This is a genomic window from Methylobacterium sp. Ger2507, assembly GCF_055231875.1.
Genome location: NZ_JBUYVC010000001.1, coordinates 4,987,637 through 5,004,847 on the forward strand (window position 1 = coordinate 4,987,637; position 17,211 = coordinate 5,004,847).

The window sequence follows — 17,211 nt, forward strand, 5'->3', positions numbered from 1 at the left end:
CCCCGCCCGCACAGTGGCGCCGCAGCCGAAGGACCCCGCATGCGCACCGAAACGCCCATCCCGATCCGCCTGGAGGATTACCGCCCGAGCGACTACCTGATCGGGACGGTGGCTCTCGACGTGGCGCTCCACCCGAGCGCGACGACGGTGCGGGCTGAACTGACCCTCCATCCCAATCCGGCCGGGCGGCCCGGGGCGCCCCTGGTGCTCGATGGCGAGGACCTGACCCTCGTCGGCCTCGCCCTGGACGGCCAGCCCCTTCCGCCCGAGGCCTACAGCCTCACCCCGTCGAGCCTCACGCTGGTGCATCCCCCGGCCGGCCCGTTCACCCTCAGCATCGCCACACGGGTCGATCCCACGGCCAACACCAAGTTGATGGGGCTGTATCGCTCCAACGGCGTCTACTGCACCCAGTGCGAGGCCGACGGCTTCCGCCGGATCACCTATTTCCTCGACCGGCCGGACGTGATGGCGGTCTACACCACCCGGATCGAGGCCGACCGCGACGAGGCGCCGGTGCTCCTCGGCAACGGCAACCCGGTGGAGCGCGGCGAGGCCGGTCCCGGGCGCCACTTCGCGATTTGGCACGATCCGCACCCGAAGCCGGCCTATCTCTTCGCTCTCGTGGGCGGGCGCCTCGATCTGGTGCGGCGCCCCTTCACCACCAGCGAGGGCCGCATTGTCGAACTCGCCGTCTACGTCGAACCCGGCAAGGCCGACCGTGCCGATTACGCCCTCGACGCGGTCGCGCGCTCGATGGCCTGGGACGAGACCGCCTTCGGCCGCGCCTACGACCTCGACGTATTCAACGTCGTCGCCGTCTCCGACTTCAACATGGGAGCGATGGAGAACAAGGGCCTCAACATCTTCAACGACCGCTACGTGCTCGCCTCGCCCGAGACCGCGACGGATGCGGATTACGCGGCCATCGAGGCGATCATCGCGCACGAGTATTTCCACAACTGGACCGGCAATCGCATCACCTGCCGGGACTGGTTCCAGCTCTGCCTCAAGGAGGGCCTGACGGTCTTCCGCGACCAGGAATTCTCCTCCGACATGCGCTCGCGCGCCGTCCATCGCATCGGCGAGGTCCGCACCCTGCGCGCCCGGCAGTTCCCCGAGGATGCCGGTCCCCTCGCCCATCCGGTTCGGCCGAGGCAGTACACCGAGATCAACAACTTCTACACGGCCACGGTCTACGAGAAGGGCGCCGAGATCGTACGGATGCTGCGCACGCTCCTGGGCGCGCAAGCCTTCCGGGCCGGGATGGACCGCTACTTCACCGACAACGACGGCACGGCCGCCACGGTGGAGGATTTCCTCGCCGCTTTCGCGGCGACCTCCGGGCGCGATCTCAGCGCCTTTGCGCGCTGGTACGAACGCCCCGGCACGCCGCGCGTCGCGGTGCAGGCGCATTACGATCCGCAGGCCCGGACCTACCGCCTGGACTTTCGGCAGAGCCTGCCGGGCGCGTCCGACAGCCCGCCCCTGGTGATTCCGATCCGGCTCGGCCTCGTCGGGCCGGACGGTCCCCTCGTCGCGGCGCGGAGCGACCGGATGGAGGACGGCGTGTTCGTGCTCGAACGGCACACCGACACCCTCGTCGTCACGAACGTCGGCGAACGCCCGGTGCCGTCGCTGTTCCGCGGCTTCTCCGCCCCGGTCCGGGTCGAGATCGAGATGACCGATGCCGATTCGCTGACCCTGTTGCGCCACGACCCGGATGCGTTCAACCGCTGGCAGGCGGCCCAGGGCGTGGCCATGCGGCTGCTGATCCAGGGATCGCGCTCGGGCACGGTCTCCGACGCCGGCGCCGAGGGCCTCGGCACCGCGCTCACCGCCTTCCTCGACGCCGAGGCCCTGTCCGATCCGGCCTTCGCCGCCCTGATCCTCGCTCTGCCGAGCGAGGCCGACGTGGCCAACGAGATCGCGGCGGACATCGATCCGGACGCGATCCATCGCGCACGCCATGCCCTGCGGCGGCACCTCGGAGCGTGCCTTCGCGACCGGCTCGCCGGCCTGCGCGAAGCGCTTGCCGAGCCGGCGGGCATGCCCTTCAGCCCCGATGCGGCGGCAGCCGGGCGGCGGGCGTTGCGCAACGCCGCCCTCGACCTGATGTCGGCGGCCGATCCCGAGGCCGCGACCGGTCTCGCCCTCGCCCAGATGGAGGCCGCCACCACGATGACCGATCGTCTCGCGGCCCTGGCGGTCCTGGCCCAGGTCTCCGGCCCGGCCCGCGAGGATGCGCTCGAGCGTTTCGCCACGGATTACCGGTCGGAGCCCCTGGTCCTCGACAAGTGGCTGGCGATCCAGGCGACGATTCCCGACGAGGGCACGCCGGAGCGCATCCGCCGGCTCCAGGAGCATCCGGCCTTCACCATGACCAATCCCAACCGCGTCCGGTCCCTGATCGGTAGTTTCGGGATGGCAAATCCGACTCAGTTCAACCGGCCGGACGGCACCGGCTATGCTCTTGTGGCAGACGCGGTTCTGGCACTCGATTCGACCAACCCGCAGGTGGCCGCACGCCTGCTGACGGCTTTTGGATCGTGGCGGATGATGGAGCCGGAACGCCGCGACCGGGCAAAGGCCGCGCTGACGAAAATTCAGGGTGTTGCGGGTCTGTCACGGGACGTTTCGGACATCCTCCAGCGGACGCTTGCCGGCTAGCAAGTGTTTGGCGGGAATCAGTTTTTCAGACGGATCGGAGACGGATTTCCGCGCTTCGATTCGCGCGGGGAGTCAAGCGTGGCCGGAAAAAACGCGTGGACAAACCCCCGGCGGAAATGTTGAATCGTATACGATTCGGAACGCGGGTTGATCCGCGCTCCAGGCCAGACAATCCCAATTGCGGAGTTCGTTCATGCTGGAGGCGGATTCCGCTTCCCTCTCCGCGCGTGCGGATACGATTCTCGGCATCCACCGGCCCCAACACGCCGCGCATGTCCGGTTCGTCCGTGCGGAGACCTGGCTGCGCTTCGCCCTGCCGGCGCTGTTCGCCACATTCCTGATCTGCTTCGGCGCCGTGGCGGCCATGCTGCTCCAGGCGCAGCGGGCGGAAGTGATCCGCGCGGCGACCACCGACGTGGAGGCGGTGACCCGGCTCGCCGCGGCAGCCTTCGCGAACATCGACATCGACGGCGAGGCCAAGGCGAACGAGGCCCATCGCAATCTCGGCGCCCTGCTGCCGCCGGGCCTGCTCCATGCCGGGCGCCAGATCCTGCTGATTTCCCCCAACGACGTCATCGTGGCGGCGAATCCGCCCCTCCCCGGCCCGAGGCGGACGCTCACCGAGCATCTCGGCGAGATGCAGGCCCTCAGCACCCTCGGCGAGAGCGCCGGCGTGATGACCGTGACCCTGTCTGACGGTTCGGTGGTGATCGCGGCCCTGCGCAGCCTGCCGGGCGGGCGCGGCCAGGTGGCGGTGCTGCAACCTCTCACCGGCATCACCGCCGCCTGGACCCTGCGCATGCGCAACCAGGCGATCCTGCTCGGGGCCGCCGCCCTGGTGATCATCGGGACCGGCATCGCCTACGCCTTGCAGACGCGCCGGGCCCACGCCGTCGACCGGGTCTGCGAGGAGATCAAGCAGCGCCTCGATACGGCCCTCGGGCGCGGCCGATGCGGCCTGTGGGACTGGGATATCCCACGTGGGCGCATCTACTGGTCGGATTCGATGTACGCCCTGCTGGGCTACCACCGCGAGCGGGAATTTCTCTCCTTCGGCGACGTCAACGCCCTCGTGCATCCCGACGACGGCGACCTCTACAGCCTCGCCCGGCACCTCGCCGCCAGCCAGTCGACCGTCGACCACGAGTTCCGGGTCCGCGGCGCCAACGGAAACTGGGTCTGGATGCGGATGCGGGCCGAGATCGTGCCCGATACCATCGACGGCGGACGCCACCTCGTCGGCATCGCCCTCGACGTCACCGAGCAGCGCAACCTCGCCGAGCTGAACGCCACCGCCGACATGCGCCTGCGTGACGCCGTCGAGGCGATCTCCGAGGCCTTCGTGCTGTGGGATACCGGCAACCGCCTCGTCCTCTGCAACTCGAAATTCCGCCACCTGCACGCGCTCAGCTCCGAGGACGCCACGCCGGGCAAGCGCTACGCCGAGATCATGGGCCGGGGCGTGCTGCCCCCGGTGCGGCGGGAATTGCGCGACCTCGAGCCGAGCGGCGCCACCGCCCGCACCTTCGAGGCCGAACTGACCGATGGGCGCTGGCTCCAGATCAGCGAACGTCGCACCAAGGACGGCGGCTACGTCTCGGTCGGCACCGACATCACCAACCTGAAGCGCCACCAGGAACAGCTCGTCCAGTCGGAGCGCGAGCTGATCGAGACGGTTCGCGACCTCAAGCGCTCGCGCCGCACCCTCGAACTCCAGACCCAGCAGCTCGCCGATCTCGCGGAGCGCTACCTCGACCAGAAGGCCCAAGCGGAGGGCGCCAACCAGGCGAAGTCCGAGTTCCTGGCCAATATGAGCCACGAGCTGCGCACGCCGCTCAACGCCATCATGGGCTTCGCCGAGCTGATGGAGAGCGAGGTCTATGGCACCCTCGGCTCGCCGCGCTACACCGATTACTGCCGCGACATCCGGTCGAGCGGCGACTACCTGCTCTCGGTCATCGACGACATCCTCAACATGTCGCGCATCGAGGCGCAGACGGTGAAGCTCGCCCCACGCGAGATCGCGGTCGCGGGCGCCATCGAGGGCACCCTGAAGCTGGTCGGCGACGCCGCCCGGGCCAAGTCTCTGACCGTCTGCGTCGACGTGGTCGAGGCACTGACGGTGCTGGCCGACGAGCGTGCCCTGCACCAGATCCTCACGAACCTCGTGCAGAACGCAGTGAAATTCACGCCGGCCGGCGACGGCCGGATCATCATCAAGGCGCGTCCCGCCGGCGACCACGTCCACATCTTCGTGGAGGATACCGGCATCGGCATCCCCAAGACCCACCTGAGCCGCCTCGGCGCGCCGTTCCAGCAGGTCGAGACCAATCTCACCCGCAGCCACAAGGGCTCCGGGCTCGGCCTTGCCATCGCACGCTCCATGGCTGAGCTGCACGGCGGCGGCCTGCGCATCCGCTCCCAGGAAGGTCTCGGCACCATCGTGCTGGTCCGGATGCCCATCCCGACGCCGGAGCACCTGCGGAGCCTGTCGATCGAAGCTGCCCAGGAGACCGTCGCCTCCCTGCGCGACGCGGCCGGTGCCACCGCCCGGCGCATGGAGCCCCAGGCCGAGCAGATCTGACCGCTGCGGTCGAGTGGGCGGATCAGTCCGCCGCGCCGGCACCGAGCAGACGGTCGAAGAGGGCGCGCACCTCGGCGCGAGTCTCGTCCAGGGCTGCGACCAGTCGCGCTGCATCGGGCGCCCCCATCGCCACCGCCAGTCGCGACAGGGCCACCGGCGCGGCCTCGGCCGGATCGCCTTCGACCATCAGTCTCTGCCAGTGCAGGACATCGTCGAACTGGCGGTAGGCCTCCGCGAGCCGGTCGGCGTCCGATCGTCGAAGCAGGCCGTGATCGGCCGCGCGGCTGAACACCGCGCAGGCCCCGAGTCCGATGAGATCCGGCGTCGCATGCGCCTGCCCGAGCACGAGGGCCTGGGCCAGGAAGTCGAGATCGAGCAGACCGCCGGGGGCGAGCTTGAGGTCGAGGGCCCCCCGATGACCCTTTTCCGCCTCCACGAGGCGGCGCATGTCCCGGACCGCGCGATGGACTTCGGCCGCCAGCCTCGGACGGCTCACGAGGGCGCGGATCTCCCCGTCGAGATCGTCCGTGAGGCTCGCATCGCCGACGATGACACGCGCCCGGGTCAGAGCCATGTGCTCCCAGAGTTCGGCGTCTTCGGCCTGATAGGTTCGGAAGCCACGCCACTGCACGGCCACCGGTCCCTGGCCACCGCCGGGCCGCAGGCGCAGGTCGACCTCATAAAGATGCCCGCGGCGGGTCGGCACCGTGAGGGCGGCGACGATGCGCTGGGCCAGGCGGTTGTAGGCCACCGCCGCGTCCAGAGGCCTCGGCCCGGCACTCATCCGGTCGGTGGAATCGAAATCATAGACCAGCACGAGATCGAGATCGGAATCGGCCGTGAGCTGGCGCGAGCCGAGCCGGCCGAGACCGAGGACCGCGAAGCGCCCCTGCGGCACCGCACCGTGCTCGGCGAAGAAGCCCGCGGAGACGCGCTCCACCGTGGCGGCGATCACCGCGTCGGCAATGCCCGCGAAGGCGCGACCGGCTTCTTCCGGAGAAAGGACGCCCGAGAGCAGGCGCGCGCCGGTGAGGAAGCGTAATTGGCGCGCCGCGTCGCGGCTCCGGTCCAGGAAATCCTCATGATCGGTCGGATTGCCCAGGCGCGCCCGGAACTGCGTCGCCAGGGCACCGGCATCCGTTTCGGCCTCGGCGAAATCGCGATCGATCACCGCATCGAGAACATGGGGGCTGAACGCCACGGTCTCGGCGAGGCGCGGGGCCGTACCGAGGAGATCGGCGAAGAGCAGCCGAAGTCGCTCGTTCGAGCGTAGGATCGTCAGGAGTTCGAGGGCCGCCGGCATCCGGGCGAAGGCCCGGTCGAGGGTGTCGAGGGCCGTATCGGGATGCGCCGTGCCACCAAGCGCCTGCATCAGGGCCGGGACCAACTCCGTTAGCACTTCGCGCGCGCGCGGCGTGCGCACGGCGGGGCGCCGCCCGAAATGCCAGCCGCGCACGGTCTCCACCGCGCGCTCGGGCTCGCGAAACCCGAGTTTGCGCAGGGTTGCGAGGGTGGCCGGGTCGTCCCCCGTCCCGCTGAAGACGAGATCGCCCACGTCGGAGGAAAGGTCGGGCTCAGCCTCGAACAGCAGCGCGTAATGGCCCTGGACCCGGCGGGCGTGGTGAAGCAGCGCCGCCTCGAAAGCCTCGCGCGTCGCGAAACCGGCGAAGCGGGCGAACCGGTCGAGTTCGTCGGTGTCGGCGGGCAGGCGCTGGGTCTGCTCGTCCCGCAGCATCTGGAGCCGGTGCTCGATCGTGCGCAAGAAGTCGTAGGCCGCCGTAAGATCGTCGCGGGCGGTCGCGTCGATCCAGCCGTCCCGGGTCAGGCCGTCGAGCATCGCGACGGTGCGACGGCCACGCAGTTCCGGTCGACGTCCGCCGAAGACCAGTTGCTGGGTCTGGACGAAGAATTCGATCTCCCGGATGCCGCCGCGCCCGAGCTTGATGTCGTGGCCCGCCACCGCGATCGTGTCGTGGCCGCGCACGGCATGGATCTGGCGCTTCATCGCGTGCACGTCGGCGATGGAGGCGAAGTCGAAATACTTGCGCCAGACGAAGGGGCGCAGGTTGGCCAGGAAGGTCTCGCCCGCCGGGATATCGCCCGCGATAGCGCGCGCCTTGATGTAGGCGGCCCGCTCCCAATTCTGCCCGAGATTCTCGTAATAGACGTAGGCTGCGTTCAGCGAGAGCGCCGCCGGCGTCGAACTGGGGTCCGGACGCAGGCGGTAATCGACGCGGTGGACGTAGCCGTCGGCGGTCCGCTCCTGCAGCAGCTTGGCCATGCCCTGCGCCAGCTTGGTGAAGAACGGCGTCGGCGGCAGGTCCGCCTTCAGGGGCGCCACCTCAGGATCGAAGAACACCACGAGGTCGATGTCGCTGGAATAATTAAGCTCGCCCGCGCCGTGCTTGCCGAGCGCCAGGACGATGAGGCCCGAGCCCACTTGCGGATCGTCCGGATCGCGCGGCAGGAAACGCCCCGCCGCCGCGGCCTGCAGCAGCATCGCGTCGGCGGCGGCCAGGACCGAGGCATCGGCGAAGTCGGACAGGGCCTGGGTCACGTTCGCCAGGGGCCACAGACCGCCAATATCGCAGAGCGCCACCAGCAGGGCATGCTCCGCCCGGTTCCGCCGCAAGGCCTTCGCGACGGCGTCGAGACCGCCGCTCCGCCCCGCCACCCGCTGGCGCGCCACGATCGCCGCGAGGGACGCATCGGGCTCCGCCTCGACCAGGGCGGCGAAGCGGTCCGGCTCCCGCAGCACGAGTTGCCAGAGGAACGGCGCGTGGTCGGCCAGTCCCGCCAGCAGCGCCCGTAAGGGGGCATCGAGGCACCCGGCTGGAAGCGTGGACTCCAGATCGGCCAGCCGAGCGGCCGCACTTTCGGGATCGGACAGCACCGGCGCGGCCGTAAGACGCGCCCGAAGGGTGCCCCTCGGCGTGCTGGCCCCCTGCGACATGCCCTATCCTCCCGCGTCTCCCGCCGGCAGGGTTATCACGACGGAAAGGCCGGGGGCATGGTCTTCGAGGGCCAATGTCCCCTGATGCAGCCGCACCACCGCGTTGACGAGGCTGAGGCCGAGACCGAATCCGGGTTGCGAGCGGGCCTCTTCCAGGCGGACGAAGCGGTCGAGCACCCGCCCCCGTGCGTCGGACGGAATGCCGGGTCCCGAATCCGAAACGCTGAGGCGCAGGGTGTCGCCGGTCCGAACGGCCGACACGCGGATCTCGCCGTCCGGACCTCCGTACTTGACGGCATTGTCGACCAGATTCGCCACGGCCTGACCGACCAGTTCGCGGCTGCCCCGCAGGGTCAGCGGGTCGCCTTCGGTCACCACCACGAGGGCGAGCCCGTGCTCCGAGGCCAGGGGCTCGTACAGCTCCGCCACCGCCTGCACCACCGCACCGACGTCGAAGACCTGGAACTCCTCGCGGGCGCTCGCGCCTTCGAGGCGGGCGATCATCAGGAGGGCGTTGAAGACCCGGATCAGGCCGTCGCTCTCCTCGATCACGCCCTCCAAAGCGGTACGCAGCGCCTCGGGCGACTCGGCGCTGCGCAAAGCCTCCTCGGCCCGGTTGCGCAGGCGGGTCAGCGGGGTCTTCAGGTCATGGGCGATGTTGTCTGAGACGTCGCGCAGGCCCCGCATCAGTTCGCCGATCCGCTCCAGCATCGCGTTGAGATTGCGCGCGAGGCGATCGAGTTCGTCGCCGTTGCCCGCCACCGCGAGGCGTCCGTCGAGGTCGCCGGCCATGATCCGGCGGGTGGTCTCCGTCATGGCATCGACCCGCTTCAGCACGCGGCTGGCGATGAACCAGGCGCCTACCACGCCGAGCAGCACGACGAGACCCACCGAGGAGCCGAAGGTCCGCCCGATGACGGAGCGCAGGCGGTCGCGCTCCTCGACGTCGCGCCCGACCAGGAGCCGGAAACCGCCCGGCAGTACGAAGATCTGCATGATGGCGCGGTGATCGAGGCTCTGCGATCCTCCGTTGCGGGCGTAGTCGGCTTCCGTCTGCCCCGGATCGACGATGAGACCGGTCGGAAGCGCCGCGATGTTGCCGACGAGGCGCTCGCCGGCCGCGTTGGTGACGAGGTAGAGGGAGGCCCCGGGTTCGCCGGCCCGGCGCTCCACCGCGGCGATCAGTCGGCGCAGGCCCCCGACCTTGTACTGCTCGGACAGGCCGTTGATCTCGGCCTCGATGGTGGAGACCATCTGGTCGTCGAGGACCCGGCTCGCATTCCAGGCCACGTAGCCCAGAGCCGCCAGCGCGCAGGTGGCGAACACCAGCAGGTAGGCGACGGAGAGCTTGAAGGCCGTGGTGCGGAACAGGTTGCGCAGGCGCCCGCCGGGGGCGTCGTCGAACGTCGTCACGGCGCCGTGCCGTTCCCGCGCCCCTCGTCGACCCGCAGCACGTAGCCGGTCCCGCGCACGGTGTGGATGATCGGGTGCTCGAAATCCTTGTCGACCTTGGCGCGAAGGCGCGAGACATGCACGTCGATGACGTTGGTCTGCGGATCGAAATGATAGTCCCAGACATGCTCCAGCAGCATCGTCCGGGTCACCACCTGGCCGGCATGGCGCATGAGGTATTCGAGCAGGCGGAACTCGCGCGGCTGCAGCACGATCTCCTGTCCGGCCCGGGTGACGCGATGGGACAGGCGGTCGAGTTCGAGATCGCCGACCCGGTAGGCCGTCGCCTCCGCCGCCGCGCCCGAACCGGCCCGGCGCCGGGCCAGCACCTCGGTTCGGGCGAGCAGTTCGGAGAAGGCGTAGGGTTTGGGCAGGTAGTCGTCGCCGCCGGCGCGAAGGCCCTTCACGCGGTCGTCCACCTGGCCGAGGGCAGAGAGGATGAGGACGGAGGTGGTCACCCCCTGCTCGCGCAGGGAGCGGATGAGGGACAGGCCGTCGAGCTTGGGCAGCATGCGATCGACGATGAGCACGTCGTAATCGCCCTCCTGCGCCATGGCGTAGCCATCGAGGCCATCGGAGGCATGGTCCGCGATGTGGCCGGCTTCCCGGAAGGCCTTGACCAGGTACGCGACCGCCTCGCGGTCGTCCTCGATGATGAGCAGACGCATGGGACGGAGTGATAGGGGCTCGCCCGGGATTACGAAACCGCCTTGTCCGGTCACGTTCATGCTGCGCCCTCCGTCCGCGATCGAAGACCGGGACGGTAGGAGCGCAACCGTTGCGCGAGGCTGGCGGCAACATGACGCTTTGGTCATGTGCGGACCGGAACGCGGATGAGACGGACGGCCGGAGGACGCCGCGTCCTACTGCGGGCGCAGGCCCGGGGCGGAGGCGCCGTCGCGGGCGGACAGCCGCTCGCGGGCCCAGCGGCGCAGCAGCTCTTCCTCGTAGCCGAAGCTGCCGGTGGCCGCCGCGCCGCGCGCGCCGAACAGGAAGTTGATGTCGGTCAGGCGCTCCTCGCCGGAAGCGATCCGTCTTTTCCCGCGGCGCAGATCGTAGCGCAGGCGGATGGCGGGCGGCGTCACATCGCTGACCACGCGCAGGCCGGAGGGGATGTTGAGGTCCGGCCGCACGAATCCGGCCCGGTCGATGTCGAGGACGTCGACGACGAGCGTGTCGTCCCGTCCCATCACCCGGAGGGCAGACGCCTCGATGATCCGGCGGATCTCGGTCAACGTTCCGCGCAAGGCCGGTCCCGAACCGTACCGGTCGTCGGCATCGGTGTAGCGCTCCGGTGCCACGAAACGGACCGTGACTCGGGCTTGCGCGGGGGTGGCCGAAGCGGGACCCGCGAGGCTGAGGCTCGGAAGGGCGAGACCCATGAGACCGAGTCCACCGACGGCAACCAGCATCGCCAGTCTGGCCCGTCCGCCGGCAGCCATCTCAGTATCCCTTCTTCACCTGCGCGAGGGCGCGCGTCAGACCCTCCGCAATCACCTCGCGCTCCGGGGGCGAGGCGTCGCGCGCCACCACGACGAATTCGCGACGCGATTCGAGGGTGAGGCTCTGCATGCCGTACTCCTCGTCCTCGACCCGGGTCAGCTTGGTCCAAAGGGGATTGAAGCGCCATTCCCGCCGCTCGCCGCGATGGGTGACGCGGGCGAGCATCACTTCAATCGGGGTGATTACCACCTCCTCGAAGGAGCGTCCGCGCCGGAAGCTGGCCTTGAGGGCGACATACAGGGCGATCATGTCGAGTCCGAAGAACCCGGCCACAGGCCAAAAGCCCGCCCGCACGCAGGCGATCGAGGTCACGAGGGAGACGGCGCAACACAGGCCCATCACGATGCGGAAGCCGTCGGGGCCGAGCGACTGGTGCGGCCGGATGGTGGCCTGGAACACGGGCCGATCCATGCTGTCGGGATCGAGGCCGTCCGGATGCCGGCCGATCCGTGGAACGTGATGATTGCCGCTCGCCATGCAGGGAATATAACGCGCAGATGCCGAGCCGACAGCCGACCAGACCCCGGAAATCATCGATCTCCGCGCGCCTCGCCGCGCCGATCGTCGCAGCGGTACCCGCAACGCCCGAACCGGTGGGACCCGAGACGGTCACGGAGATCTTTTCGCGGCTGCGCGCCGCCAACCCAGAACCGCGGGCGGAACTGGAGTTCCAGAACCCTTTCACCCTGCTGGTGGCTGTGGTGCTCTCGGCGCAGGCGACGGATCGCAGCGTCAACCTCGCCACCGCGCCGCTCTTCGCCATCGCGGACACCCCGGAGGCGATGCTGGCCCTGGGTGAGGAGCGTGTGCGGGACTTCATCCGCACCATCGGGCTGTTCAACACCAAGGCGAAGAACGTGATCGCGCTGTCGCGCCTCCTGGTGGAGCGCCATGGCGGACAGGTGCCCCGCGACCGCGCGGTGCTGGAGGTGCTGCCGGGAGTCGGCACCAAGACCGCGAGCGTCGTGCGCAACGTCGCCTTCGGCGAGGAGACGATCGCGGTGGATACCCACATCTTCCGGGTCTCGAACCGCATCCCGCTGGTGGTCGCGCCCACCACCGACAAGGTCCAGGCCGGACTGGAGGCGATCGTGCCAGCGCCCTACCGGCTGAACGCCCATCATTGGTTGATTCTCTTCGGACGTTACATCTGCAAGGCGCGCAAGCCCGAGTGCTATCGCTGTCCGATCACCGACCTGTGCCGATTCCCGGCCAAGACACCGGCTCCCTCGGCACCGGCTCCCCCGACGCCATCAGCCTGACGCTCCGATCGGCCGCGCGCGAAAAGCCTCCGATCGCTCGCCCGGCTCTCCCCAGGCGGCATGGGACCCATCCGGCCAACGCGTTGTGCTGCCAGCTTGCTTCGGGTAGTTTGCGCCACGGTCGCGGAGGCTTTCGACGTACGACGTGTCTCTCGGCCCGGCCTCTCTCTCTGGCCGCCACGCCGCGGATTCCGCATCGTTCGCTCGCAAGGAGTCACGGCCCATGGACTTCCTCAAACCACGGTACACGCCTATGAACCGCCGCCGTCGCATCTACGAGGGCAAGGCGAAGGTCCTCTACGAGGGTCCCGAGCCGGGAACGCTCATCCAGCACTTCAAGGATGATGCTACCGCCTTCAACGCGCAGAAGCATGACGTCATCGACGGCAAGGGCGTGCTGAACAACCGGATTTCCGAGTTCGTCTTCCAGCATCTCAACGACATCGGCGTACCCACGCACTTCATCCGCCGCCTCAACATGCGCGAGCAGCTGATCCGCGAAGTCGAGATCATTCCGCTCGAAGTCGTGGTGCGCAACGTCGCCGCCGGCTCGCTCGCCACGCGCCTCGGCCTCGAGGAAGGCACGCAGCTGCCGCGCTCGATCATCGAGTTCTACTACAAGAACGACGCGCTCAACGATCCGATGGTGTCGGAAGAGCACATCACCGCCTTCGGCTGGGCGACGCCCCAGGAGATCGACGACATCATGGCCCTGGCCATCCGGGTCAACGACTTCCTGTCCGGGCTCTTCCTCGGCGTCGGCATCCGTCTGGTCGACTTCAAGATCGAGACCGGCCGCCTGTGGGAAGGCGATATGATGCGCATCGTCGTCGCCGACGAGATCTCCCCGGATTCCTGCCGCCTGTGGGACATCAAGTCGTCGGACAAGCTCGACAAGGACCGTTTCCGCAAGGATCTCGGTGGCCTGATCGAGGCCTATACCGAGGTCGCCAAGCGTCTTGGTATCATGTCCGAGAACGAGAAGGTCCAGACCGGCGGCCCGCGCCTGGTCCAGTAGGCCCGTTCAGCGCGCGCGTATCGGGCCGGCCCCGGGCCAGCCTGGCCGCAGGCGGGCATAGGTGCCGAGATCGGGGTCGAACCCGGGATGATAATGGGGGTCCTGCGCCAGCAGCGGCCCCCATCGCTTTTGAAAGGCCACGACCTCGCGCCCGTGGCGGGCACGCGCAGCGAGCGTCCAGCGCCGGCTCGCAGCCTCGTCGTGCCGCAGCACCGCCCCCGGGACGAACAGGGTGCGATACCCGGCCGCGTTGAGGCGCAGGCACAGGTCGACATCATTGAAATCGACCGCGAAAGCCGCTGAATCGAAGCCCCCGACCGTCGAGAACTTGGCGGCCTCCACGACGAGGCAGGCTGCCGTGACGGCCGAGACCTCGCGCGTCGCCCGCAGGCCCGCGAGGTAGCCGAAGGCATTCCCAGCAAAGAAGCGATGCGCATGCGTGACGAGGCCTCCGGGGCCGAGCAGCACGCCGCCATGCTGAATCCGGCCCTGCCCATCGAGCAGCTTGGCGCCCACCGCCCCCACATCGGGCCGCAGGGCCTCGCGCACGAGGCGTTCGAGCCAGTCCGGATGCAGCGCTTCCACGTCGTTGTTGATGAAGGCGAGAACCCGGCCCCGTGCGGCGCCGGCGGCCGCGTTGTTCATCCCGGCAAAGTCGAAGGGGCCCGGACACGGGATGATCCGGGCCACGCCCCGCGCCGTCAGATCCCGGAAATACCCCAGGGTCTCGGGCTCGCGACTGTCGTTGTCGCAGATGAGGATTTCGAGCCGCGGCCAGTCTGTGCGGTCGATCAGGCTGGTCAGGCAGGTTCGGAGGAGGTCGACGCGGTCGCGAGTCGGCACGATCAGGCTGACCAGGGGATGTGGTTCCGGCAGCGGATGCGACAGCCGCCGGATGCCGTCCGGCTCGATGGTGATCGCGATCGCGTGTCCACCGCTCCGGTCCAGGCTTCGACGCAGGATTGCGGCCTGATCCGGGTCGCCGGCCGGAGGGCTCTCCGCGGGATCGCTTCGGGAGAGGATGCCGGGCAGATGCGCGATGGCTTGGCGCCCGAAATGCCGGGCCGTGCGCAGCACGAGTTCGAAGGCCCCGCTGGCGGCGTCGTCCGGGCCGACGATGGCCGCGAGGGCGCTTCGGCGGATCGCCAGGACCGGTCCGATATAGTCCACGGCCATCAGGTATTCGGGATCGAAGGCAGGGCGCAGCAGCGGCGTCGCGGCACCGGTCACCGGCCCGAGCAGCGCGTCGCCATAGACGAGCTGGATCGTCGGAGCCTGTGCGAAAAGCTCAGTCAGACGCTCGGTCGCGCCCGGCACGAGGGCATGCCCCGGTGCCGTCAGGACAAGGATTGGGGCCAAAGCCGCTGCACGGCCCGGACAAGCCGCCGCAAGGCCCGGAGAAGCCGCCGCAGCGTCCCACCGCGCCAAATCTTCCGGGAGGAGAATGGCCACATCCGCGACGTCGGTTCGGGCAGACTCGGCCGCGGTTCCGGCGAGGAGCCGCGCCTGGACGGCCGGCGAAGCCTGGAGCGATCCATGATCGAGGCCGAACAGGGCCGCTCTCGCCTGCCGCGCCCGGACCCGCTTGCCCGCCAACCGTGCGCGCAGAATCGCGACAGCCTCGCGGGGAGATCGCGCGAGGATCGCGGCGGCCCTCAGCCAGCGCACAGGCGCCGCTTCCCGCGCGGCCGTCGCGAAGGCCAGGGCGGGCGACGCCTCGCCCGCCACCGGCCTATTCAAGGTCTTCCCCGAAAGTCGTGAGCGACAGGGCCGGATGGTAATAGGGGTCGTGCCGGATGGTCCCGCCCCAGCGCGCCACGAAGCGCTCGGCCTCCTGCTCGAAGCGGAGCCGGGCCGCGCCGATCGCCGGGCCACGACTGGTCGATTCGAGGTGGGCCATGACGGCACGGGGCGTCCAGATCGTGCGGTAGCCGGCGGCGGCGAGGCGCAGGCACAAATCGACATCGTTGAAGTCGATGGCGAAGGTCTCCGCATCGAGGCCGCCGACGGCGTCGAACTTGCGCCGCTCGACGGCGAGGCAGGCGGCGGTCACGGCGGAGACCTCATGAGCCACCCGCTTTCGGCCGAGGACGCCCGGACTGTCCGCCGGACGGCGACGCAGGATGTGGCCGGCCCTGCCTCCGAGACCGACCACGACGCCGGCATGCTGCAGGGTTCCGTCCGCGTAGAGCAGCTTGGCACCGACCGCGCCGATCTCGGGCCGGCAGGCCTGCCGCACCAGAACCTCCAGCCAATCCTCACGCAGGACCGCCACGTCGTTGTTGAGGAGGACGACCACCGATCCGCGCGCAGCGGCCACGCCGGCATTGATCATCGCTGAGAAGTTGAAAGGGCCCGGATGGGACAGGATGCGGACGCGCGAATCCTGCTTCAGGCCGTCGTAATAGGCGAGGACGGCGGGATCGACGGAGCCGTTGTCGACGATGACCAGCTCGATCGCCGGGTAGGCCGTCCCGTTGAGCACTCCATCCGCCGCGACCCGGATGAGATCGAGACGATCCCGCGAGGGGATGATCACGCTGGCCAGGGGTGGCGGCTCCGGCAGGGCCCAGAGGAGGTCGAAGCCGCGTGGATGGGCCTCGACCCGCGCCGGGAGGCGGTGCGTGTCGAGATACCTCTGAAGAACGGCGGCGTGGCGTTGCCCGGCATCCGAGTCGGGCGCCTCTCCCTCCGAGAGGATTCGCGGTACATGCGAGACCCGTGCACAGGAGACCGCGCCGGTGGCGTTCAGAGCCAGGCGAAGGGGGAACGTGTCCTGAGCGTCCAGGGGCAGGGCCTGCAGGCTTTCCAGCAACGCGCCGGCATAGAGCGTGGGTGTGCCCATATAGGCGGTGGTGAGGGCGAGATCGGGACTCCAGTCCGGCTTCAGTCGCGCGCTCTCGGGCGTCCCGGCTCCGATGCAGGCGTCGGCATAGATCATCTCCGACGCCGGCGCGTCCGACAGGGTGCGGACCAGGATCGCGAGAGCGTCCGAATTAAGCTTGTCACCGGGAGTCAGCAGAGCCGCGACCTCGGCCAGCCCGACGAGATCGCCGAAACACCCTGCGGTCGGCCACCGGCCCTCTACGATGCGGGCATCGGCGGGGATCGGATCGGCGCCCGCGTGATCCCAGGCCACGTGTAGGCGCCACGCGGAAAACCGCTGGGCCCGGAGGCTGCGTATCGTCTCGGCGACCCGTTCCCCTTCCTCGCGCCGGGCCGGAAGGATCAGTTGCAGCGTGGGGCCTGCCGGAACGGGGCCGAGATCGGCGCGCGTTCGGTCCCTCGCCCAGGCATCGAAGGCTCCGCGCGGCGTGACGGCACAGCTGCCGCGCAGGATGTCGCGATAGCGCCGCTCGTGGCGCCTCAGGCGGTTATAGCCCGCCGCGATGGCGCGCAGGGGCCGCTTGCGCAGGCACTCGCCGAACAGGCTCGCCTCGGAGCGCAGGCCGACCCGTTCCAGCTCGAAGCCGCGCCCATCGATGGCGAGGTCCACCGCCGCGCAATCGGCCGGCAGGTAGCCAAGCCAGACGGCTGCGCCCTGGACCGGTGCCGGCAGCACGAAGGTTTCACGGCGGCCGTCGTCACGGGTGAGGCGCAGAAGCGGGCACAGCGGCCGGGGCACCGGGTCGCCGCGGTAGGTCAGCACGATCCAGCGTCCGCGCGCCGGCGCCGAGAGGCCGAGACGCCGGTTGAAGACGGGATCCTGCGTGGGATCGAGCGTGAAGGCGACGGAGCGACCCAATTCGGTCAGGACATCCCCCGCACG

11 protein-coding genes are annotated in these 17,211 nt (G+C 69.4%); 4 read left to right on the forward strand and 7 right to left on the reverse strand.

Annotated features, from left to right (window positions below; all coding sequences use genetic code 11):
• Positions 1–39 precede the first annotated feature (39 nt).
• Together pepN and ACV7NL_RS23015 are read left to right on the forward strand one after the other, a co-directional pair.
• Positions 40–2,670 carry an aminopeptidase N gene (pepN, locus tag ACV7NL_RS23010; RefSeq protein WP_463356981.1) on the forward strand — a complete coding sequence of 877 codons (2,631 nt, stop codon included), beginning with the start codon at positions 40–42 and terminating at the stop codon, positions 2,668–2,670.
• Between the two features lie 193 nt (positions 2,671–2,863).
• On the forward strand, positions 2,864–5,254 hold the full coding sequence (locus ACV7NL_RS23015) for a PAS domain-containing sensor histidine kinase (RefSeq protein ID WP_056188682.1): 2,391 nt from the start codon (positions 2,864–2,866) through the stop codon (positions 5,252–5,254).
• A 22-nt stretch (positions 5,255–5,276) separates the two neighbouring features.
• On the opposite strand, the gene ACV7NL_RS23020 is transcribed toward ACV7NL_RS23015, so the two are convergent.
• The 5 genes from ACV7NL_RS23020 to ACV7NL_RS23040 all read right to left on the reverse strand — a co-directional run bounded on the left by ACV7NL_RS23020 (position 5,277) and on the right by ACV7NL_RS23040 (position 11,639).
• Complete coding sequence (locus ACV7NL_RS23020) at positions 5,277–8,207, reverse strand: bifunctional [glutamine synthetase] adenylyltransferase/[glutamine synthetase]-adenylyl-L-tyrosine phosphorylase (protein ID WP_463356982.1); 2,931 nt, start codon at positions 8,205–8,207, stop codon at positions 5,277–5,279.
• A 3-nt stretch (positions 8,208–8,210) separates the two neighbouring features.
• Positions 8,211–9,620 carry a HAMP domain-containing sensor histidine kinase gene (locus tag ACV7NL_RS23025; protein WP_463356983.1) on the reverse strand — a complete coding sequence of 470 codons (1,410 nt, stop codon included), beginning with the start codon at positions 9,618–9,620 and terminating at the stop codon, positions 8,211–8,213.
• Complete coding sequence (locus ACV7NL_RS23030; RefSeq protein ID WP_056486429.1) at positions 9,617–10,327, reverse strand: response regulator transcription factor; 711 nt, start codon at positions 10,325–10,327, stop codon at positions 9,617–9,619. Before ACV7NL_RS23030 ends, ACV7NL_RS23025 begins: the two co-directional genes overlap by 4 nt.
• A gap of 195 nt (positions 10,328–10,522) precedes the next feature.
• Positions 10,523–11,101, reverse strand: coding sequence for a DUF3016 domain-containing protein (locus ACV7NL_RS23035; RefSeq protein ID WP_463356984.1), 579 nt, complete (start codon positions 11,099–11,101; stop codon positions 10,523–10,525).
• A gap of 1 nt (position 11,102) precedes the next feature.
• Complete coding sequence (locus ACV7NL_RS23040; RefSeq protein ID WP_056486426.1) at positions 11,103–11,639, reverse strand: DUF2244 domain-containing protein; 537 nt, start codon at positions 11,637–11,639, stop codon at positions 11,103–11,105.
• Positions 11,640–11,659: 20 nt separating this feature from the next.
• On the opposite strand from ACV7NL_RS23040, the gene nth reads away from it, so the two are divergent.
• Positions 11,660–12,424, forward strand: coding sequence for an endonuclease III (nth, locus tag ACV7NL_RS23045; RefSeq protein ID WP_463356985.1), 765 nt, complete (start codon positions 11,660–11,662; stop codon positions 12,422–12,424).
• A 223-nt stretch (positions 12,425–12,647) separates the two neighbouring features.
• A complete protein-coding gene (gene purC, locus ACV7NL_RS23050) occupies positions 12,648–13,442 on the forward strand; it encodes a phosphoribosylaminoimidazolesuccinocarboxamide synthase (RefSeq protein ID WP_055955211.1) in 795 nt (264 codons plus the stop codon).
• A gap of 6 nt (positions 13,443–13,448) precedes the next feature.
• Here the strand turns inward: purC and ACV7NL_RS23055 are convergent, their stop codons facing one another.
• On the reverse strand, positions 13,449–15,170 hold the full coding sequence (locus tag ACV7NL_RS23055; protein ID WP_463356986.1) for a glycosyltransferase: 1,722 nt from the start codon (positions 15,168–15,170) through the stop codon (positions 13,449–13,451).
• A gap of 4 nt (positions 15,171–15,174) precedes the next feature.
• Complete coding sequence (locus tag ACV7NL_RS23060) at positions 15,175–17,187, reverse strand: glycosyltransferase family 2 protein (protein WP_463356987.1); 2,013 nt, start codon at positions 17,185–17,187, stop codon at positions 15,175–15,177.
• Between the last annotated feature and the right edge of the window lie 24 nt (positions 17,188–17,211).